Origin of the sequence: Pseudidiomarina terrestris, from assembly GCF_030466405.1 — a bacterium.
Lineage (GTDB): Bacteria > Pseudomonadota > Gammaproteobacteria > Enterobacterales > Alteromonadaceae > Pseudidiomarina > Pseudidiomarina terrestris.
Window position 1 is genome coordinate 542,399 of record NZ_JAGGJF010000001.1, and the last position, 20,414, is coordinate 562,812.

22 protein-coding genes are annotated in these 20,414 nt (G+C 52.6%); 17 read left to right on the plus strand and 5 right to left on the minus strand.

The annotated features are described in order from the left end of the window. The first annotated feature begins 11 nt into the window (after positions 1 to 11). Genes tdh through ubiA form a run of 5 tightly spaced genes read left to right on the plus strand, consistent with a single transcriptional unit; the run spans position 12 to position 3,655 of the window. Entirely contained in the window at positions 12 to 1,040 is a 1,029-nt protein-coding gene (gene tdh, locus J6J34_RS02520; RefSeq protein WP_301719302.1) for an L-threonine 3-dehydrogenase, read from the plus strand. Positions 1,041 to 1,063: 23 nt separating this feature from the next. Further along, positions 1,064 to 1,387 carry a thiosulfate sulfurtransferase GlpE gene (gene glpE, locus J6J34_RS02525; protein WP_301719301.1) on the plus strand — a complete coding sequence of 108 codons (324 nt, stop codon included), beginning with the start codon at positions 1,064 to 1,066 and terminating at the stop codon, positions 1,385 to 1,387. Position 1,388: 1 nt separating this feature from the next. Beyond that, positions 1,389 to 2,240 carry a rhomboid family intramembrane serine protease gene (locus J6J34_RS02530; protein ID WP_301719300.1) on the plus strand — a complete coding sequence of 284 codons (852 nt, stop codon included), beginning with the start codon at positions 1,389 to 1,391 and terminating at the stop codon, positions 2,238 to 2,240. After that, entirely contained in the window at positions 2,230 to 2,817 is a 588-nt protein-coding gene (locus tag J6J34_RS02535; protein ID WP_301719299.1) for a chorismate--pyruvate lyase family protein, read from the plus strand. The genes J6J34_RS02530 and J6J34_RS02535 overlap by 11 nt, the downstream gene beginning before the upstream one ends. Next, the gene (ubiA, locus tag J6J34_RS02540) at positions 2,810 to 3,655 is read left to right on the plus strand and encodes a 4-hydroxybenzoate octaprenyltransferase (RefSeq protein ID WP_301835484.1); all 846 of its coding nucleotides are present in this window, start codon (positions 2,810 to 2,812) and stop codon (positions 3,653 to 3,655) included. Before J6J34_RS02535 ends, ubiA begins: the two co-directional genes overlap by 8 nt. Here the strand turns inward: ubiA and plsB are convergent. Continuing rightward, positions 3,652 to 6,105, minus strand: a complete 2,454-nt coding sequence (gene plsB, locus J6J34_RS02545) for a glycerol-3-phosphate 1-O-acyltransferase PlsB (RefSeq protein ID WP_301898433.1) — start codon at positions 6,103 to 6,105, stop codon at positions 3,652 to 3,654. The two genes, ubiA and plsB, sit on opposite strands and share 4 nt — an antisense overlap. A gap of 144 nt (positions 6,106 to 6,249) precedes the next feature. Between plsB and lexA the strand changes: the two genes are divergently transcribed. The 6 genes from lexA (at position 6,250) to J6J34_RS02575 (ending at position 11,801) form a co-directional block, all read left to right on the plus strand. Beyond that, a complete protein-coding gene (lexA, locus tag J6J34_RS02550; RefSeq protein WP_301719295.1) occupies positions 6,250 to 6,870 on the plus strand; it encodes a transcriptional repressor LexA in 621 nt (206 codons plus the stop codon). Next, positions 6,867 to 7,283, plus strand: coding sequence for an SOS-response cell division inhibitor (locus J6J34_RS02555; protein WP_301719294.1), 417 nt, complete (start codon positions 6,867 to 6,869; stop codon positions 7,281 to 7,283). Before lexA ends, J6J34_RS02555 begins: the two co-directional genes overlap by 4 nt. 332 nt (positions 7,284 to 7,615) lie before the next feature. Next, on the plus strand, positions 7,616 to 8,704 hold the full coding sequence (coxB, locus tag J6J34_RS02560) for a cytochrome c oxidase subunit II (protein WP_301720778.1): 1,089 nt from the start codon (positions 7,616 to 7,618) through the stop codon (positions 8,702 to 8,704). 13 nt (positions 8,705 to 8,717) lie between these two features. Continuing rightward, the gene (gene ctaD / locus J6J34_RS02565; protein ID WP_301719293.1) at positions 8,718 to 10,337 is read left to right on the plus strand and encodes a cytochrome c oxidase subunit I; all 1,620 of its coding nucleotides are present in this window, start codon (positions 8,718 to 8,720) and stop codon (positions 10,335 to 10,337) included. Then, complete coding sequence (locus tag J6J34_RS02570; protein WP_301719292.1) at positions 10,330 to 10,908, plus strand: cytochrome c oxidase assembly protein; 579 nt, start codon at positions 10,330 to 10,332, stop codon at positions 10,906 to 10,908. The genes ctaD and J6J34_RS02570 overlap by 8 nt, the downstream gene beginning before the upstream one ends. An 11-nt stretch (positions 10,909 to 10,919) precedes the next feature. Further along, a complete protein-coding gene (locus tag J6J34_RS02575) occupies positions 10,920 to 11,801 on the plus strand; it encodes a cytochrome c oxidase subunit 3 (protein WP_301719291.1) in 882 nt (293 codons plus the stop codon). Positions 11,802 to 11,830: 29 nt separating this feature from the next. On the opposite strand, the gene J6J34_RS02580 is transcribed toward J6J34_RS02575, so the two are convergent. Next, positions 11,831 to 12,046 (minus strand): DUF2909 domain-containing protein, encoded by a 216-nt coding sequence (locus tag J6J34_RS02580; RefSeq protein ID WP_301775053.1) that lies wholly within the window; start codon positions 12,044 to 12,046, stop codon positions 11,831 to 11,833. Between the two features lie 27 nt (positions 12,047 to 12,073). Here J6J34_RS02580 and J6J34_RS02585 point away from each other — a divergent pair, with 27 nt between their 5' ends. The 5 genes from J6J34_RS02585 to J6J34_RS02605 are packed head-to-tail and all read left to right on the plus strand — an operon-like array spanning position 12,074 to position 15,928. Beyond that, positions 12,074 to 12,802 (plus strand): SURF1 family protein, encoded by a 729-nt coding sequence (locus J6J34_RS02585; RefSeq protein ID WP_301835478.1) that lies wholly within the window; start codon positions 12,074 to 12,076, stop codon positions 12,800 to 12,802. Then, positions 12,799 to 13,344 (plus strand): hypothetical protein, encoded by a 546-nt coding sequence (locus J6J34_RS02590; protein WP_301719286.1) that lies wholly within the window; start codon positions 12,799 to 12,801, stop codon positions 13,342 to 13,344. Before J6J34_RS02585 ends, J6J34_RS02590 begins: the two co-directional genes overlap by 4 nt. A gap of 3 nt (positions 13,345 to 13,347) precedes the next feature. Continuing rightward, a complete protein-coding gene (locus J6J34_RS02595; RefSeq protein ID WP_301719285.1) occupies positions 13,348 to 14,331 on the plus strand; it encodes a COX15/CtaA family protein in 984 nt (327 codons plus the stop codon). A 37-nt stretch (positions 14,332 to 14,368) separates the two neighbouring features. Continuing rightward, positions 14,369 to 15,265, plus strand: a complete 897-nt coding sequence (gene cyoE / locus J6J34_RS02600; RefSeq protein WP_301719284.1) for a heme o synthase — start codon at positions 14,369 to 14,371, stop codon at positions 15,263 to 15,265. 39 nt (positions 15,266 to 15,304) lie between these two features. Further along, positions 15,305 to 15,928, plus strand: a complete 624-nt coding sequence (locus J6J34_RS02605; protein ID WP_301719283.1) for an SCO family protein — start codon at positions 15,305 to 15,307, stop codon at positions 15,926 to 15,928. A gap of 2 nt (positions 15,929 to 15,930) precedes the next feature. Here the strand turns inward: J6J34_RS02605 and J6J34_RS02610 are convergent, their stop codons facing one another. Continuing rightward, entirely contained in the window at positions 15,931 to 17,022 is a 1,092-nt protein-coding gene (locus J6J34_RS02610; RefSeq protein WP_301835477.1) for a polysaccharide deacetylase family protein, read from the minus strand. Between the two features lie 67 nt (positions 17,023 to 17,089). Here J6J34_RS02610 and J6J34_RS02615 point away from each other — a divergent pair, with 67 nt between their 5' ends. Continuing rightward, entirely contained in the window at positions 17,090 to 18,364 is a 1,275-nt protein-coding gene (locus J6J34_RS02615; protein ID WP_301835476.1) for an MATE family efflux transporter, read from the plus strand. Here J6J34_RS02615 and J6J34_RS02620 read toward each other — a convergent pair. Together J6J34_RS02620 and nfuA are read right to left on the minus strand one after the other, a co-directional pair. Then, positions 18,357 to 19,754, minus strand: coding sequence for a DUF4397 domain-containing protein (locus tag J6J34_RS02620; RefSeq protein WP_301835473.1), 1,398 nt, complete (start codon positions 19,752 to 19,754; stop codon positions 18,357 to 18,359). The two genes, J6J34_RS02615 and J6J34_RS02620, sit on opposite strands and share 8 nt — an antisense overlap. Before the next feature lie 69 nt (positions 19,755 to 19,823). Continuing rightward, complete coding sequence (gene nfuA, locus J6J34_RS02625; RefSeq protein ID WP_301719280.1) at positions 19,824 to 20,402, minus strand: Fe-S biogenesis protein NfuA; 579 nt, start codon at positions 20,400 to 20,402, stop codon at positions 19,824 to 19,826. Between the last annotated feature and the right edge of the window lie 12 nt (positions 20,403 to 20,414).

A 20,414-nucleotide genomic window follows, 5' to 3' on the forward strand; every position in this document is an offset into this window, starting at 1 on the left:
CGGAGGAGCTTATGAAAGCTTTAGCAAAATTACACGCTGAACCTGGCATTTGGATGACCGATGTCGAGCAACCCGAATACGGTTATAACGACCTGCTCATCAAGATTAAGAAAACCGCCATCTGCGGCACCGACGTACACATTTACAAGTGGGATGAGTGGTCGCAAAAAACCATTCCGGTGCCTATGGTGGTGGGTCACGAGTACGTAGGTGAGGTTGCCGCCATGGGTGAAGGCGTACGTGGCTTCGCCAAAGGCGACCGCGTCTCTGGCGAAGGGCACATTACCTGTGGTCACTGCCGTAACTGTCGTGCCGGACGCCGCCATTTATGCCGCAACACTGTAGGTGTTGGCGTCAACCGTCCCGGCGCCTTTGCCGAGTATCTGGTGATTCCTGCCGATAACGCCTTTAAGCTTCCCGACGATATCAGCGATGACCTTGCTGCCATTTTTGACCCCTTTGGCAACGCTGTGCACACGGCCTTAGCCTTTGATCTGGTAGGTGAAGATGTGCTGATCACCGGCGCGGGTCCGATTGGTATCATGGCTGCCGCGGTCGCGCGTCATGTGGGTGCACGCCACGTTGTTATTACCGATGTGAACCCTTACCGCTTAGATTTAGCGAAAAAGATGGGTGCGACCCGCGCGGTTGACGTGAGTAAAGAAAAGCTCCGCGACGTGATGTCAGAACTTGGCATGAAAGAGGGCTTTGACGTCGGCCTAGAGATGTCCGGTGTTCCCTCTGCGTTCAGTCAGATGCTGGAAACCATGAATCATGGCGGCAAAATCGCAATGCTTGGTATCCCGCCGCAAAGTGTCGCCATTGACTGGAATCAGGTCATCTTTAAGGGCTTGGTCATCAAAGGTATCTACGGTCGTGAAATGTTCGAGACCTGGTATAAAATGGCGAGTTTGTTGCAATCCGGGCTCGACCTGTCGCCTATCCTGACGCACAACATGCCCGTCGATGAATTCGAAAAAGGTTTCGAAATCATGACCTCAGGCCAGTCGGGTAAGGTTATTCTCGACTGGGAAGCCTAAGCCACTAAAAGAAGGATGTTACCATGAGCGAGTTCAGCCGAATCAATACCGCTGCAGCACATGAACTATGGCAAAGCGGAACGGCAGCTTTTGCCGATATTCGCGATGCCCGTTCATTTGCACTCGGGCATATCCCGGGCTCGGTGCATTTGACCGATGCTTCGCTCACCGACTTCCTTGCCGATCTGGACGACGACCAACCTGTAGTCGTCGTCTGCTATCACGGTAACAGCAGCCAAGGTGCCGCGCAGTATCTGGCGCAGCAAGGCATTGAGCCAGTCAGCAGTCTCGACGGCGGATTTACCGCTTGGGCGCAGTTTTACCCGGACGCGGTGGAGCATAGTTAACATGCAAAAATTACTGACCACCCGCAACGCCGATATGATGAAACGCCTGCACAGTTTTCTCCAACGCCGCGGGGTGCCAGTAACCGTCAGCGAACATGGCAACCAGCTTGAGCTCTGGCTCGTACAATCAAGCTACAGCGCTCTTGCCAAGGACCTCATAGCTGAATTTAAAGCCGACCCCGACGGCGCTGAAGCAGAGTTGGAGCAAGCGTCTCAAGCGTCCCCAAGAGCACAACAAACGCCTTCGCTGGTGCAGCAACTACTGCGCCAGGCAGGTCTGGTCACCATCATTTACGCCGTTCTTGTATCCCTTGTGTTTGCCCTGCTCAATACCCAACTGGCAATGCCTTTATTTGAGAATCTGCGTATCAGCGATAGTTTCACGGATCTTCCCTGGCTCCAGCCCTGGCGTTTCTTAACCCCAACGCTGTTGCATTTCAGTGTGCTTCATTTCCTCTTTAATGTGTTCTGGTGGTGGTATCTGGGGGGTCGTTTCGAGCGTGCCTACGGCTCCTTGTATCTGCTGATCGCGCTGGTGGCCTGTGCGGTGTTCTCCAATGTCATGCAATTCATGGTAAGCGGGCCCTACTTTGGCGGGCTTTCTGGTGTAGTTTACGGGCTCTTTGGCATCGCCGTGGTGGTCGCCTGGCAGCGCCCTGCCCACCCGTTGTTCTTACCCATAGGTCTCATCGGCTTTATGTTGGTCTGGCTGTTGCTCGGTTATACCGATTTGCTATGGGTCAATGTTGCCAATACCGCACACTCCGCAGGTCTGATTGCCGGGCTCGTGTTGGGCATCGCTATTCGTGTCATTGAACATATTAACAAAACCAACACCGCGCATGGCAGCTGAGTTTCCTGAGATCCGTTTCCCGGTCGTCGCACAAGGCGGAGAGGCGAACTGGGATGCTCCACAGGCTACGGCAAACTGGTCTTCCTGTGCCAAAGACTGGCTGTTAGACCCTGACTCACTCACGGCGAAGCTGAAATCACGCTGTCAGCAGTTTAGCGTCCAACTTTTAGGTCAACATGAAGCCTCGTTACTGGCTGATGAGCAGCGCTGGCTGGGCCAGCAGCAGGCCTGCGTCGTACGCGAAGTCATCCTTTGGTGTGACCAGCAACCCTGGGTTTTTGCCCGCAGTGTGTTTCCGCTGCAAGCCCTTGCCCAGCAGCAGCTGGGGCTGAAGCAGCTGGGCGACAAGCCGCTCGGCGAACACTTGTTCAAACAGCCGGATTTACGCCGCAGTAGCGTCGAAGTCTCTAGTTTTGCGCCTGACTCAAAAGTTGGCCAACTGCACCAGCAGCTCGGTTTCCCCCCTGCTACACTATTTGGCCGTAGAAGTTGTTTTACCGCCGCTGCCCAGCAAGTTCTGGTCGCTGAAGTTTTTATTGGCGCCTCACCTTTAGCACAGGAGAATTCCGATGACTAACCCCTACTGGCGACTGATGCGCGCCGATCGTCCTATCGGCACCCTGTTACTGGCCTGGCCCATGCTCGCTGCATTGTTGATTGCCGGCGCGGGCAATCCACCGCTGAAGGTTGTGGTGTTATTTTTAATCGGCGCCTTCGTTATGCGCTCTGCCGGCTGCGTCATCAATGATTTCGCCGATCGCGCAATTGACGGCCACGTGACGCGAACCAGACAGCGTCCGCTGGCCACAGGGGAAGTGAAAAGCTGGCAAGCGCTGCTGCTCTTTATCGGTCTGCTCATCATTGCTTTTCTGATTGTACTGCAGTTCAACAAGTCAACCATTTTATTGAGCTTTGCAGCGGCCGGAGTGGCGATACTCTATCCTTTCTGCAAACGCTTCACCCAGCTGCCACAAGTGGTTCTCGGTATCGCCTTCAGCTTTGGGATTCTGATGCCCTTTACCGCGCTTGAGCAAGGTTTACCTCTTGCTGCGTGGCTTCTGTTTGCGGCGAACATCTGCTGGACCGTAGCCTACGACACCGAGTACGCCATGGCTGATCGTGCCGATGATATGAAGATAGGGGTGAAATCCACGGCGATATTGTTCGGTGGTTTTGACAAGCTGGCAATTGCCCTGCTGCAAGTGGCAACTTTAGGATTTTTGGCAGCCTTAGGGCATCTGCTGGTATTGGGTTGGATTTACTGGCTAGCTTTGCTGGTGATTGTGCTGCTCTTTGTCTGGCAACAGTTCCTGATCTGGTACCGCGAGCCGCAACGCTGTTTCCGCGCGTTTTTGCATAACAACCACGTAGGATGGGTGCTCGCGGCCGCAATAGCCGCGAGCTACTGGTATTAGTCTTGCAGGCGGCGCTGCACCGATTGGCGGATGGTTTGAACCACCGCCGGCTCGAGCAGCCGATCAATGGTATCGCTGAGTTCGCCAACGTCGGCGTGGGCAACAAAGTTACCCTCGCTGTTGACCTCAATGAGATCTTGCCGTTTAAGGGTTGAGATCAGCGCGCTAAGCAACTTTTTATCAAAAAACTCAGGTGCATTCACACCGTGCATCGCACTTAAGCGCTCGGCCAGTTCCACTGAAGCCTGTTCCAGCTGTGCCCGACTCTCTGGCCCGCCCTGCTGCAGGAGTTCAAATAGAATCGCATAACGCTGCAGCGTTTCACCAGCCGCGCGGGCAAGTAATTCCAGTTTGAAATAAGCTGAACTATCACGAGCTGTGGTTGCGGAACTTCCGTCTTCCGTCTCGGTCAGCATCCCCTCGGTCTGCATGTGATCGACGATCGCCTGAGTCCAGAGTTTCATGTCCTCGCGGGTGTGGCTTATAAACAATTCTTCTTTTAACAACGGCTGCACCTGCTCAAGCAATTTCACCACGTCGGCAACCTCAAAACGGTGATGGGCGCAGGCAAAGGCAGCGACAATCGCCGGGACAATGACCATGTGCATGATGTTGTTACGATAGTAGGTCATCGCGATGGCCGAGGTGCCATCCAGGCGGATCATTTCACCCATGGTATCGGCCACCACAGTGAACTTATCGTGACGTTTCGCCAGTTGCCAAAGCTCTTCGCCTGACTCCGCAGGAACGTAAGCGTCCTTGCTGTAGGGGACATCGCGTAGCAGCTTGGTGTACACGTCGAGCTGCGCCACCAGCTCCTCGCGCGACAGGGTATGATGCTCAGCACTCAATAGCGCGAGTGCTGACAGGTTGACACTGTTCATGCCTGCGGCATCGTTGATGCGCTGCATGATTTGTTCCGCGACCAGATTCACTGTTGGCGTCAGCCACTTAGGACGCTCCGGCTCTTCAGCGCCATGGGTAATAGAGTCACGCCAGTTTGGCGTCAGTTTATCCAGCGTTTGTCCAACATTGATGGGCGCGCCAAAAGTGACGAAGCCCTGTCCAAAATTGCGCAAGTGGCGCAGGCTCGAGATCACTTTCCATACGGATTCTTTTTCTTTGGACTTACCTTTGAGCTCTTTTAAGTAGGTGCCGACTTCCATGACATGTTCGTAGCCTATGTAGACTGGCACGATCGACATCGGCCGCTGCTGGCCACGCAACATACCCTGGATGGTCATGGCGATCATCCCCGTCTTCGGTGACAGTAAGCGTCCGGTGCGACTGCGCCCGCCCTCTGTGAAGTATTCCACGGGGTAGCCTTTTTGGAACAAGCGGTTCAGGTACTCACGGAAAACTGCCGAGTACAGTTTGTTACCCTTGAAACTACGGCGAATAAAAAATGCGCCGCCGCGACGGAACAGCGGACCAGCGGGGAAGAAATCGAGATTCACCCCGGCCGCAATGTGCGGAGGCACTAAGCCTTCTTTATAAATAACGTAACTCAGCAGCAGGTAATCCATATGGCTGCGATGGCAAGGTACATAAATCACTTCGTGCCCCGCTTGAGCCAGACCCCGAATGCGCTCACCGCCTTCCACGTGAATGCCGTTGTAGATGCGACTCCACATCCAGCCCATGAAACGATCCAACATACGCACCAGGGTATCACTGTACTTGGCAGCGATTTCATCCAGGTAGTCATAGGCGCGTTGATGCGCCTTTTCGGGGGAAATCTTCTTACTTTTGACTTCATCGGCAATGGCTTTTTGCAAAGCCGCACTGGCCAGAAGCTCCTTAATGACGCGATCGCGGTGCGCTACTTTTGGGCCTGCCACCGCATGCCGTAAGCGCACAAAGTGCACCCGCGCGACCCGCGCCAGTTTGTGCGCGATACGCCGGCTCGAACCATGCTGATCGGTCATTCTCCGAAGACTAACCGGGCGGCTTCCGCGTACTAAAATGTTGCGACCTGAAAAGACCACTAACCAAAATTTACGCCAGCGGCCCGGATTATCAAGATCGGCAACCATAGTGTTGCCTTCGCGCAGCTCCTGCCCGGCCTTACGCCCCCAAAACAAGCCCAGCGGCACCAGCTGTACATTTAGTTTGCTTTCTTTCTCGTGGCTTTTCAGCAACTGCAGGAATTCTTCAATGGCGGCCTCACTGGTATCGGCTTTAGCCTGCTCGAGGTACATCACCCGCGCGTGCTCTGTGCCGTTAATCAATAAGGGGTCTGTTGGATCAGGTAGTCCAGCATCGCGTAAGGCGCGTTGCGCAACCAACAAGTCAGTGACTGATGTCGAGCGCATGACATACACCACATGTTGAGCGCCAGTATCAGCGGCAGTCTCGGCACTAATGGTTTCGTCAAAAATCACTTCGAAGCGCGTTAACCAACGCACTGGCCAATACATTACCTTGGCAACAAAGCCTCTCCAGCTCATGGACTTCCCTCACTAAAATAGACCCTTAAAGGATATCATTGATTCGGCTGGTTTGCTGACAGAAAAAAAACGTACAAAAAAGTTGCGATCTCAAAACACCTGTATATACTCACAGTATTACTGTATAGATAAACAGGTAAAAAGATGCGACCTTTAACGCCACGACAACAAGAAATTCTGGATCTTATCAAGGATACAATTGACGCTACGGGCATGCCACCGACGCGCGCTGAAATTGCGGCCCGGCTAGGCTTCCGCTCGGCAAACTCTGCCGAAGAGCACCTCAAAGCGTTAGCCAAAAAAGGCGTCATCGAAATGCTGCCAGGTATGTCCCGTGGCCTGCGCCTGGTCGGCGTTGAGGAGGAAGATATTCCTCAGGGCCTGCCGCTTATTGGTCAGGTCGCCGCCGGCGAACCGATCCTCGCACAGGAACATATCGAAAGTCACTATCAAGTGGACCAGAACCTGTTCCGTCCACACGCCGACTTTCTGCTTCGTGTAAATGGCATGAGCATGAAAGACATTGGCATTTTGGACGGTGACTTACTCGCAGTGCACAAAACCCAGGAAGTACGTAACGGCCAGATTATCGTCGCCCGCGTGGAAGATGACGTCACCGTGAAACGTTTCGAGCGAAAAGGAAATACGATCTTACTGCATCCAGAAAATGAAGAGTTTTCACCTATCCAGGTCGACCTTACTCATCAGTTCTTCACTATCGAAGGACTTGCGGTCGGCGTGATTCGAAATGGAGCATGGTTATGAGATACAACTATCCCCACGCGAGCCAGGAGCTTGCGGTCAATACCCTAGCTATTACTGATGACAGCAGCTTTTCAAGCGAGGAGTTTGCCAGTCTGATGCCGCGTATCCAGTCACTGGCATTACGCACTAAACAATGGGTAACCGTGATTGGTGGCAGTCGTGAAGCGATTCAGCAACTGGTTAACGCTGGCGTTAGCCGCTCGCGCATTCGCTGGGTCGCCGGACGTGACGCTGATCAGCGTGAATGGGCAACAGAGCAGGCACTGCTCGCCGGTACCAGCAGTGTCGTCCTCAGCTTTCTTGGTGATGTCTCATCATCGCGAGTTGCGCAACGCTTAAAAATGGCGCGCAAAGTAAGTCAGACCCATAGCTTTATTTTCCACAATCAACCTTCTCGATCCCCACTCCACTAATTGAGAAGGTTTTCCCTGCAAGGCTGCTTCGGCAGCCTTTTTTTTCAATCTAATCTGAAAAATCTTAACTTTGGCGGTGGCTTTTTCATCTACTCATGGTATTTTGTTCGAGCAGCTTACTGCTAACACACTAAATAAAAATAACTATTAAATACAAAACAACAAAAGGGTTAGTAGGGAAAGCGATTTTTCTCCACAGAAATGCTGTTCCTTTTTCTGCTCACCTCGTTGTTCTTCAGGCTCGCACTTCGGTGTATTCGCGGAATAATCCGCGTCGGAAGAATGAGAGGAGATGTCGCGTGAGTATCAGACTCATCACCGCGCTAACAGCAATGTTTCCCATTGCTGCGCAAGCGCAATCGCAGTTTAACCTAACTCAGGGCGTTACTGAGATTAGTCAGCGCGTTTACGACTTACACATGACGATATTTTATATCTGTTGTGTGATTGGCGTAATCGTTTTTGGGGCAATGTTTTGGTCAATGATTCGCCATCGCAAATCAAATGGCCGGAAACCCGCAACTTTTCACGAGAGTGTTAAAGTTGAGATTTTATGGACCATCATTCCGTTTTTGATTTTGATTGGTATGGCGATTCCCGCTACATCGACCCTTATCGCAATGGAAGACAGTTCAGAATCCGACGTCACTGTTTTAGTGACCGGCTCGCAATGGAAATGGCATTACAAATACTTTGACAGTAACGTCGAGTATTTCAGCCTGCTCGCAACTCAGCGCGATCAAATCGAGAACAAACTCGAAAAAGGCGAAAACTACTTGCTCGAGGTTGACCGTCCATTGGTCATTCCTACCGACCGTAAAGTTCGTTTCCTCATCACCTCAGATGACGTTATCCACTCCTGGTGGGTTCCGGACTTTGCTGTGAAAAAAGACGCCAACCCGGGTTTCATTAACGAAGCCTGGACCAAAGTCGATCAACCCGGTATCTATCGCGGCCAATGTGCTGAGCTTTGCGGTAAAGACCATGGCTTCATGCCAGTAGTCGTTATTGCTAAAGAGCCAGCCGAATACGACAAGTGGCTCGCCGCGCAGGAAGAGATTCAGCGCAAGGCAAAAGAAGAGGAACAACGTCTATTGGCCATGTCTATGGACATGACCGAGCTGATGGATCTTGGTGAACAGGTGTACCTGGGTAGCTGTGCCGCCTGTCATCAGGCAAATGGCGAAGGCATTCCAGGGGTATTCCCGGCACTCAAAGGGTCGCCTATGGCACTTAACGATATGGAAGGTCACATCGATATCGTAGTGAATGGCAAATCCGGCACCTCGATGCAGGCGTTTGGCAATCAGTTGAGCTTACGCGAACTTGCCGCAGTGATTACCTATGAGCGTAACGCCTGGGGTAACGACACTGGCGAAACCGTACAAGCTTCTGATGTTAACGCGTACATGAACGAATAAGGGAGACCTGACTATGAGCACAGTTGTTGGCGAGATGGATCAGCACGACGATCATCACCACCATGCGCCGTCGGGTGTTACCCGTTGGCTGTTTACCACGAACCACAAAGACATCGGCTCGATGTACCTGTGGTTCAGTTTCATTATGTTTTTGGTTGGCGGTTCAATGGCGATGGTTATTCGCGCTGAACTCTTTCAACCTGGACTACAACTTGTAGACCCCCACTTTTTTAATCAGATGACCACGGTACATGGTCTTATCATGGTATTCGGTGCAGTTATGCCGGCCTTCACCGGCTTGGCGAACTGGATGATTCCAATGATGATCGGTGCACCGGATATGGCCTTGCCACGGATGAATAACTGGAGTTTCTGGATTCTGCCGTTCGCTTTCGCCATTTTGTTAGCGTCACTGTTCATGGAAGGTGGCGGCCCGGCCTTTGGCTGGACCTTCTACGCACCGCTGTCGACCACTTACAGTAGCGATTCCACCGCACTGTTCGTGTTCTCCGTGCACATCATGGGTATCTCGTCGATCATGGGGGCGATAAACGTTATCGTTACCATCATGAATATGCGTGCACCCGGCATGACCTACATGAAAATGCCGTTATTCGTATGGTCCTGGTTTATTACTGCCTTCCTGTTGATAGCAGTCATGCCAGTACTAGCCGGCGCAGTCACCATGGTGTTGACAGATAAATACTTTGGCACCAGCTTCTTCGATGCCGCAGGAGGTGGTGACCCAGTCATGTTCCAGCACATTTTCTGGTTCTTTGGGCACCCCGAAGTTTACATCATGATCTTGCCGTCCTTCGGGATTGTCTCAGCAATTATTCCTGCGTTCGCCCGCAAACCTTTGTTTGGCTATGCCTCAATGGTCTATGCAACGGCGGCCATCGCCGGACTCTCCTTCCTGGTATGGGCACATCACATGTTCACCACGGGGATGCCAGTCTTTGCTGAACTCTTCTTCATGTACTGTACGATGCTGATCTCGGTGCCGACCGGGGTGAAAGTCTTCAACTGGGTTGCCACCATGTGGCGTGGCTCAATCACTTTTGAGACGCCCATGCTGTTTTCACTGGCATTCGTGATTCTGTTTACCATTGGCGGCTTCTCCGGCTTAATGCTGGCGATCACTCCAGTAGATTTCCAGTATCATGATACCTACTTCGTCGTCGCGCATTTCCACTACGTACTGGTCAGTGGTGCCATCTTCTCTATCATGGCCGCCGCCTATTTCTGGCTGCCAAAATGGACCGGCCATATGTACGATGAGGGACTTGCAAAACTGCATTTCTGGGCATCCTTAATTTCCGTCAACGTGCTCTTCTTCCCTATGCACTTTGCCGGTCTTGCAGGAATGCCACGGCGTATCCCGGATTACTCAATACAGTTTGCTGATATTAATCAGATCGTCAGTATTGGTGGCTTTGCCTTTGGCTTATCGCAGTTGATCTTCCTGTGGGTTGTTATCAAGTGCGTGAAAGGTGGCGAGAAAGCGCCTGCTAAACCATGGGAAGGTGCCGAAGGACTGGAGTGGACAGTACCATCACCAGCTCCGTATCACACCTTCGATACACCGCCTGACACCTCCAAGACACCACCTGAGGCGCAGGACCATGGCTGAGCAACAAGGCAAACCTGACAACACCCGTATCGTCCGCCGTCTATTACTGACGGTGGTGGGGATGTTTGCGTTCGGTTTCGCCTTGGTGCCACTGTACGACGTGTTCTGTGATATTACGGGTTTCAACGGCCGCTTCACCGATGGACAAGCGGCCGCGAACACCAAAACAGTGGATACCAGTCGAACGGTAAACGTGCAATTTATTACGCGTGTGAATAAGGGTATGCCCTGGGGATTCGAACCTGAAGTCAACTCAGTTCGCGTGCACCCGGGCGAGACCAAGGTGGTCAACTTTCTCGCCAACAACCCAACGGGCGGCAATATGATTGCACAAGCCATTCCGTCCGTGGCGCCTGGCGAAGCCTCCCTGTATCTGAATAAGGTCGAGTGTTTTTGCTTTAATCAGCAACCACTCGCCGCGGGGGCGAAAACGGCGATGCCGATGCAGTTTTATCTCGATCCAGAGATTCCCGACGACATTCACACGGTTACCCTGTCATACACCATGTACGATATGACAGAAAACGCTACACCTGATGCGCTGGCTGCGATCGCACAGCCAGTAAACTGAGGATTTTTGCAATGGCAGAACAAAAACACGAAAAATACTATGTGCCTGCATCAAGTCCATGGCCGATCGTAGGCGCCATTGGCCTCGGCCTGATCGCTTTCGGTGCTGGACACACAGTCATTGATATGAAAAACGAAGCCGATGGCTGGGGCATTAACGTCCTGTTAGCCGGCATTGTTGTCATTCTGGTGATGTTGTTCGGTTGGTTTCGCGACCAGATCAACGAGTCAATGTCCGGACTTTATAGTAAGCAGCTTGGCCACTCCTACCGACAAGGTATGGCATGGTTTATCTTCTCGGAGATTATGTTCTTTGCGGCGTTCTTCGGCGCGCTTTTTTACGCACGGGTTATCGCCGTTGAATGGCTCGGCGGCGCCAGCAATAATGTCATGACCAATGAGGTTCTGTGGCCGGGTTTCGAGGCCATCTGGCCGTTGACTGAAACCCCTGGTGGCATTGAGTCAGGAGCCATGGGCTGGCTGGGACTACCACTCTACAACACCTTGATCTTGATCACCTCCTCGTTCACCTGTCATTTCGCTCACGTTGGCCTGGAGAAAGGCAAACGTAAGCAGTTGATCGGCTGGCTGGGTGTGACCATTGTGCTGGGCCTTATCTTCCTGTACCTGCAAGGCGCAGAATACGTGCACGCTTATCAGGATTTAGGTCTGACGCTCGACTCAGGAATTTACGGTAACACCTTTTACATGTTGACCGGTTTTCACGGCCTTCACGTAACTCTGGGAACCATCATGTTAATCGTGATGTTCCTGAGGGTTTTAAAAGGTCACTTTACGCCAGAAGGCCACTTTGCCTTTCAAGCCACCAGTTGGTACTGGCACTTTGTGGACGTGGTCTGGGTATGCTTGTTTATTTTCGTTTATATACTCTAAAGCATGGACCCGCGGCCTACTGAATCCATTCAGTAGGGTCGCGGGTTAGGTTCCAGAACACCGGAAGCCAGCAGCAATACTATGATAATAATGGCCAGCACGGAGGCACCTACGCGGCGCCCTAGATAGCGCGTCATTGGCGGTTTGGTCGGATCATTGCGCAGCATGGTAATTAAAGCGCGCATGAGGTTGTAGACCATGAATAACATGAGTAGTACCAAAATGAGTTTTGCAATAAAGACCATATTATTTTCCTCTTTCGGTTTAAGCTGATGCGCTACGGCACCACGTTAGCAACTCTAATAACTGTGCTGGCAATTGCCTTTTTGGTCAAGCTTGGATTTTGGCAACTTGACCGTGCCTCAGAAAAACAGGCTCTGTTTGACGACTTTAACAATGCTCAGTCCCAGGTCGATCAGAGTGCATTTCAACCTTTGCCGGAAGACCCTGCAGCAAGTTCCCGCTACACTCCCGTCACTGCCACCGGTGCCTTTAGCGATAATTATTTACTGCTCGACAATAAAATCTTTAACGGCAAGGTCGGCTACCAGGTGATTGGTCTGCTTAAGGTCAGCGATCGCCAGGCGCTCATACCGGTCAACATGGGTTGGGTACCCGTCGGCCAAGACCGCCGTCAGCTTCCCAATCTGCCGTTACCTGACGGCCAGGTCCAAGTGAACGGCTGGCTCTATCCAGCGAACGCCGATGCTTTCACTTTTGCTGAACAGATCGTCGAACCTAGCAGCAAAGCGCCGTGGCGCGTGCAGCAGCTGGATTTTAACGCCATAAGCGAGGCCCTGGAGCTTCCCTTAGCCAACTATGTAGTGCTACTCTCAGAACAATCGAATTTTGGCTGGCCGCGGCAGTGGTCTCCACAAGTCATGACCCCAGCTAAACATCAGGCCTATGCCATGCAGTGGTTTTCCTTAGCTATCGCTTGCCTGATCGTATTTTTCTTTGCCCGACGTTCCATAATCAGAACAAAAAAGGAATGTGAATGACTTCCGTAAAAAAATCTCGTGCCACCTTAATTGGCGTAATTCTGGCATTTGCACTGCCGGTGATCGGTGCCAAGTTCGTACTGGATCAAAGCTGGTACCAGGGTGCCGCCACTAACAAAGGCACCATGCTCATGCCGCCCATCAAGCTGAGCGACGAACTGCAATCACGGCTGCCCGAAGGCTGGCGCGTTGCTTTGGTCGCCGACAACGAATGTGGCGCAGCTTGTGTACAGGGTCTCTATGCCATGAACCAGCTTGATGTCGCCTTAGGTAAAGAAAGTGATAGGGTCAAACCCATCGTCTTTAGCCGGACGCCGTTAGATTTTGATCTCGAGCAGACGCCGTTGGTCATACCGATTATTTCTGACGAATTCCCCGCGGCTTTTGCAGACATCCCGCCGCACCGTCTATTTATTATTGATCCCCTTGGCAACGCGATGCTCCACTACGCGACCTTTTCAGAAGAAGAAGCCATGCGCGCAGAAGCAAAGAATTTGCTCTCGGATCTACGTACCTTACTTAAGCTCTCTCGAATTGGGTAATTTATGCGTACTCTGGTAAATTTAAGTTTAATTCTGGCGTTGGTCGTGATCGTACTGGGTGCTTACACAAGATTAACGGATGCAGGTCTTGGCTGCCCTGACTGGCCTGGGTGTTACGGTCACTTAAGCGTGCCTATGGATGTCGATAAAGCGGCAGCGGCGCAAGCACTGTTCCCGGACTCCCCTTTGGAGCATGAAAAAGCCTGGAACGAGATGATTCATCGCTATGCTGCCGGGACCCTTGGGTTATTTATTCTCTTTATCGCCATCAGCGCTTTAGTAAAAGCACGCAAACACGCTGAAACACCGGTAAAGCTGCCCCTCTTTTTATTGGCTCTGGTGATTTTCCAGGCCGCGTTAGGCATGTGGACGGTCACTCTGAACCTACAGCCGTTGGTGGTCATGGGGCATCTGCTCGGCGGCTTTTCCACGCTGGCCTTGCTCTATCTGCTGCGCTTGCGCCTGAAACGTATTCACCTGCCCATGGGCGATGCCAAGATGCGCCCGCTGGCAAGCTTCGCGTTGTTCGCCCTCCTCGTGGTGGTGGCTCAGATTGCGCTGGGCGGTTGGGTGGCTGCTAATTACGCCGCCCTCGCCTGTACTGATCTACCTATCTGTGAGGGCGACTGGCAGAGCCAGTTAGACGTTGCCGGGGCCTTCTCAGTACCTGAGGCGGTCACTTATCAGTACGGTGCGCACGATTACGCTGAACGTATGACCATGCATGTTGCCCATCGGATCGGTGCCATTATCACCCTCATTGTGGTTGGCATTTTACTATGGCGCGGCTTTAACCGGGCCCAGTCAGCTGTGATTCGCAGCAGTCTGAACTGGGTGGGCCTGGCCCTGGTAGTGCAAATCGCTCTCGGTTTAAGTAACGTTATTTTCATGCTGCCACTAAGTGTCGCCGTTGCCCATAATTTGGTAGGTGCATTGTTGCTGCTGAGTCTGGTAGGCTTGAACTATAAAATCGTACGCCACGCTTAAAACAATAATAACCGCGTGCGAAAAGGAAGTAAGTTGTATGACAGAGATTACATATAAGAGACACGCTCACTGGCGTGACTATCTGGAATTAACCAAGCCACGGGTAGTTCTGCTACTCCTGCTCACCGCACTTGTCGGCATGTGTCTGGCCAGCCCTACCTGGGTCGGCTGGTCGGTGGTAGTGCCAGCCATGATCGGCATCGGCTTGATGTCGGGCTCGGCTGCCGCTGTCAACCATCTGGTCGATCGCCATATTGACGCACAGATGGCGCGTACATTGCGTCGGCCGCTGCCATCCGGTGTCTTGTCACCACGGCACGTGCTCAGTTTCGCCGCCATCATTGGTGGCCTGGGTTTCGTGGTGTTGGCGATTTGGGTGAACATGTTGACCGCCTGGCTCACCTTAGCCAGCCTGGTCGGCTATGCCATTGTTTACACGATGTATCTAAAGCGTGCGACGCCGCAAAATATTGTCATCGGCGGTCTCGCTGGTGCTGCTCCACCGCTCTTGGGCTGGACTGCTGTCACCAATGAGATTCACCCTCATGCGATTTTGCTGGTGATGATTGTCTTCACCTGGACACCACCGCATTTTTGGGCATTAGCCGTACATCGCGCCAAAGATTACGCCAAGGCCAACATCCCTATGCTACCGGTGACACACGGTATCGAGTTCACCAAGACCTGTATCTTGCTGTACACCGTTTTGCTCGCCATTATCTGCCTGTTACCTTATATTGTCGGCATGTCAGGGATTATTTACCTGATCGGTTCGAGCATCTTGAGTATCTGGTTTTTACTTTACGCCTGGAAGCTTAAGTTTGCTCCAACCAAACATACCGCATATGGCATGTTCAGTTTCTCAATCTGGCAATTGATGGCACTCTTTGTGCTATTGTTAGTAGACCACTATGTTGTAACGCCAGCACTCTGATAGGAGTGTTGCAACGCTAATGCGAAGGTGCAGAAAACAATGCAGAAATTATTAGTTAGTGTGGTTGCTATTGTGGCATTACTTGCCGGGGTAGTGATCTTTAACAGCTTACCGCGTCCCGAGCCACAAGCACTGGTTTACGAACCACCGCGGGAGCTCGACCCCTTCATGCTAGAGGCTCACAATGGCGCCCAGCTGACCAATGCCGATCTTACCGGGCAATGGACCTTTCTGTTCACTGGCTATACCTCATGTCCGGATATTTGCCCGACCACCATGGCGGACTTTAAGAAAGCATTACCGCAGCTCGCTTCGGTGACCAACCGCCCGGTGAAAGTTTGGCTGATCAGCGTTGATCCACGCCGCGATACTCAGCAAAAGCTGGCGGACTACACGACCTATTTTGGTACCGAATTTATGGGCGTACGCGCCGAGCATAAAAACCTTTACCCCTTCGTCAACGGTCTTGGTTTGATGTACTCTATTCCCGGCGAGGAAGAAGTGGATTACTTAGTGAACCACAGCTCTGCCATTGTCCTTGTTAATCCAGACGGCAACCGGCATGCCATCTTTAAAGCCAGTCACACGCCTGGCACGCTGCCGACGGTCGATATGGAGCAGATGGTTCAGGATTTCCAGCTCATCACCCAGCAATATCAGTAAGCTTAGTCTGGCCAGCGCCCCTCTGCATTGGGGCGCACCAGCGGCACCGAGTGCCAGTAAAAACGTCCCTGCTGTGAGCGACTGGGTACCGTGCAATTCACCCGTGAACGTCCCAAAGGCGGATTTTTGAGATGCAGCGTTAACTGCCAGCCATCACCGAGCTGGTGCTCAAGCTTGCGCCACTGTGGTTTGAGTTGCTCACCCTGATAAAAGCAGTTCAGCAGGGAAGTATCAAAGTCATTGCTGCTAGCCACGTCGACCTTGACCTCCACCTTTTTACTACCGTCCTCCAGCACCATGTTACGTGGCGCTGTCGTCACTGCTGGCAATGGCAAACTGAGTAATTTCGTGCGTAATGTTTTCAGGTCAGCGTATTGAGCTGATGCAGGAAACCGTGGGATCTGAGTTGTTGGCGTCGCAGGTCCCCAAGGGCCCGAATGCTGACCAAAGGCAATATATCCTTCCTCGGCCAACATCGCTTCCAGCTGCGGGTTAAATTCCCCGTAAGGATAGGCAAACTGACGTGGCTGTTCGCCGGGCAGCGCCTTCTGTAACATCTGCTGCGCTTCAACAACATCCCGGCGCTGCCGCGCCAGCCATTGTTGTTCACTTTCTCCTTGCTGACGCCAGGTCATGTGGCCGTGACTGTTGGAGTGATTGGCAATGGTCGCACCGTAACTCTGGAGTTCGGTTAACTGCTCCCAACTCATATACAGGTGCGGAGTCTCCTCCATGAGCTTCGGATTGATAAAAATCGTGAACGGAAATTCAAATTCTTTAAAGATATGTATCCCGTTGTCGTAAACATTACGCCAGCCGTCATCGAAGGTAATCGCCACCGCTTTGTTTGGCATAGGGTCCGGGCTTTCCAGCAACCGCTGCGCTTCCGTCAGCGACACCACGGTAAAATCATTGTCCTCAAGAAACTGGAAATGTTCCTCCAGTTCTGCGGCTGTCACTGAGGTCACCCGCGGTGTATCATCACCGATATGATGATATTGCAAAATCACCACACCATGCTCGGCCGCATGGCTAGCGCCAGCGCTGAAAGGGAACAGGATGAGCCAAATCACGCCTAATAACACACCACGCATTGTCGATCTCCAAAAGTTTTGGGGGTCGTGGCCAGCTCACCGAAAAATTTTTGCCATCGCGTTGCCGATGATCATTTCCAATATTGCTGCGCCACTTTTAGGTCTTGTCGATACTGCCATAATAGGCCATCTACCTGATGCGATCTACCTGAGTGGAGTGGCATTAGGCGCCATGGTAGTTAGTTTTATTTTCCTGCTGGCTATTTTCCTGCGAATGACAACGACGGGAGAAATCGCCCGCGCTTTCGGCCGCGAGGTTCTCGCTGAGCAGCGTCAGATAGGACTCCATGCACTGGCCTTCGCCGTGATACTGGGCGTCGGTCTGCTGCTGCTGACACCCTTGATTCTCGAGCTGGCGTGGTGGTTGATTGCGCCAAGCCCGGAACTGCAAGAGTATGCCACTCGTTACATTGAGATTCGCATGTGGGCGGCGCCCGCGGCGCTCATTAATCTGGTGGTTCTTGGCGTGCTGTTAGGGCGTCAGCAAAGCCGAAGGGCCATGATCCTGGTGATTTTTACCAACGCCGTGAATGTGATTGCCGATATCATTTTGATTATTGGTCTGGATATGAACGTCGCTGGTGCCGCGTGGGCGTCAGTTACTGCTGAGGTGAGCACCGCATTGCTCGGCCTGTACCTGATACGGAACGTGCTGCAGTTAGGCCAAAGCTGGCACTTACAACGTCAGTATTTCAGTCGTTTTTTTGGCATGAACCGTGATGTCTTTCTACGCTCTTTGCTGCTGCAGCTGTGTATGGCCACAATGACCGGTTATGCCGCTCGATTTGGCGATATTTACGTGGCGGTGAATGCGGTATTGATGCAATTTTTGATGCTTATTTCGCTGGGACTTGATGGTATCGCTTACGCCGTTGAAGCCTTAGCGGGTGCCGCGGTTGGCCGGCAGCGCCGGGATGAGGTCAAGTATTGGCTACGTCTCACGCTACTCTGGTCGATGCTCTTTGCCATCGCTTATAGCTTTTTGTTCTGGCTTGCTGGCGATTCTGTCGTACGCTTGCTGACGGATCTACCAGAGGTCATCGCGACGGCGCAACACTACCTGCCATGGATTTATGTGCTGCCGCTGCTCGGCCATTGGAGTTACTATTTTGATGGTGTTTTTATTGGGCTTGGCTACACCCGCGCCATGCGCGATACCATGGCGGTCAGCGCGCTACTGGTGTTTGTCCCGCTGTGGCAGTTGGCGGCAGTCTGGTTCAGTAATGAAAATGCCAACCACGGACTGTGGTTGGCATTAAGTGCTTTTTTGCTGGCCCGTGGCGCAAGTCAGTGGTTGTACTTACGCTACTGGGCGAAACCTGTGCCGCAGTTCACTACATAGCCGGCGCAAGATCATCCAGTAATAGCAGTTGTGGGGGCAGCCCACCGCCAGTCGCATCGACCGCTGCAGCTGTGTAAATACCGCCGCCTTCGAGCGTCAGATTGACCGGGCCAATAGCGGGAGTAGTGGTTCCCGCAGCGGTTACAGTAACTACATAATCACCGGGCGGTAAGGATACATACCCGGTCGACACCAGGGCCGTTGCAGCAAAGGGGACGTCTGCAAACGCGGGTGTTGCGTCGGTTAAATCCTCAGTCGTTGTTACGTAGATATCGACGTTGCCCGCACTTGGCGAGGCATGAACCAGCTGAATCTGTGCTTCAGTGGCAATCCGACGCTGCATGTCGCTTATCACCGCCAGTGTCAGTGAGCTATCGCTCAGAGCACCTACGGCATAAACGCTGAGCTGATCGCTCGTTGCTAACGTCAGGGGAACATCATCCAGCACCAAAGGGTCGCCCCCCGCTGCAGCTACATCGAAAAGATAATCACCGGCCGGTAAGTTAATAAAGTCGGTTGCCGAAAGAAACTGCAGTCCCGGAATTGCCGGCTCCGCTGCATTATTTACCGTAACATCCACAGCGGGTGCATCAGCACTGGCATGAACAACCCGGATGTCTGCACCGGCGTCAACATCTGGCACCAGCACCGCACCTTCGCCATCAGCTACTTGCAGCATCACCGGTGAATCACCCGTCATGGTGTTGGCGACCGCAGCTACAACCAGATCTGCACCGTCGGCTAATGTCAGCGTGCCGCTGTCGTAAACTACGCTCGCTGGCTCACCGGCCACAGTAATACGGACCTGATAATCACCTGCAGGGACTTCAACCTGACCCGAGTTGTCGCTAAATGCCAGCGTAGTTACCGCTGATTCCGCGCTCAGATCGGCCCCGGGTGTCGTCACGTAAACGTCGACTGGCGGTGCATCTGGCGCTGCGTGCACAACTTCAACCCGGGTGTTGCCCGAACTGACCGCGGTATAGTCGTTGGCGAAAATAAGGGGCGCAATCGATTCATCACCCACTTTGCCCACGGCAAATACTTCGTAACGCATGTCGGCGTTAAGCTCAACATCCGCCGGACCGATGACAGTGGCGGTCGTTTCGTCGGCAAGAATGCCATCCACCTGAATACTGTAGGTGGCTTCTTCCAGCTCAATTACCCCGGAAGATGCACCGAAGGGGACTGCCTCTAATGCAATTTCTCCATCGAGCAGGACATTGACATCAGGAGCATCAGCAACACTGTGATGAACACGCACATAGGTCGATGCTGGAGGTGGTGGAGGTGGCTCAACAACTGGAGCTGCGTCGTCATTGTCACTATCACAGGCGGCTAGCATTAACACCGCCAGGACAGGTATACTGTACTTAGTGATCCCATTCATTGTTAAATCCTCGTTGTGATATAGGCAAATACCATTACGCAGGATGAAAATGTTTGGGATCACTTTCTGTTAGTAGTAGGAATGCTCGCCGGGTTGATGCTCGGTCACATCCTTGACGCCCTTGAGCTCTTCAGGGAAGCGCTGCAGTAGCTCTTTTTCGATGCCTTCTTTGAGCGTGACATCGACCATGCTACAGCCATTGCAACCGCCACCAAACTGCAGCACCGCAAAACCGTCATCGGTAATTTGATTGATAGCAACACGGCCACCATGGCTGGCTAGCTGTGGGTTGATTTCCGCCTGAATCACGTACTCAACACGTTCAATTAAGGGCGCATCATCATCGACCTTACGCGCTTTCGCGTTAGGTGCTTTTAATGTCAGTTGCGAGCCGAGTTCCTGCTCTTCAAAGTCGATCACGGCATCTTGCAAAAATGGCGCACTACCCGAGTCAACGACGGCATCAAAGCCTGAAAATGGCAAGGTCTCGTCATCCGGCTCTACGGAGTCTGGCGGACAATAGGAAACGCCGCACTCGGCTGATGCAGTACCCGGGTTCACCACAAACACACGGATATTGGTGTTATCCGGCTGTTCGGCAAGCAATTTGCGAAAATGCGCCTGGGCGCTTTCTGTAATACGAATCATGGGCTTACCACC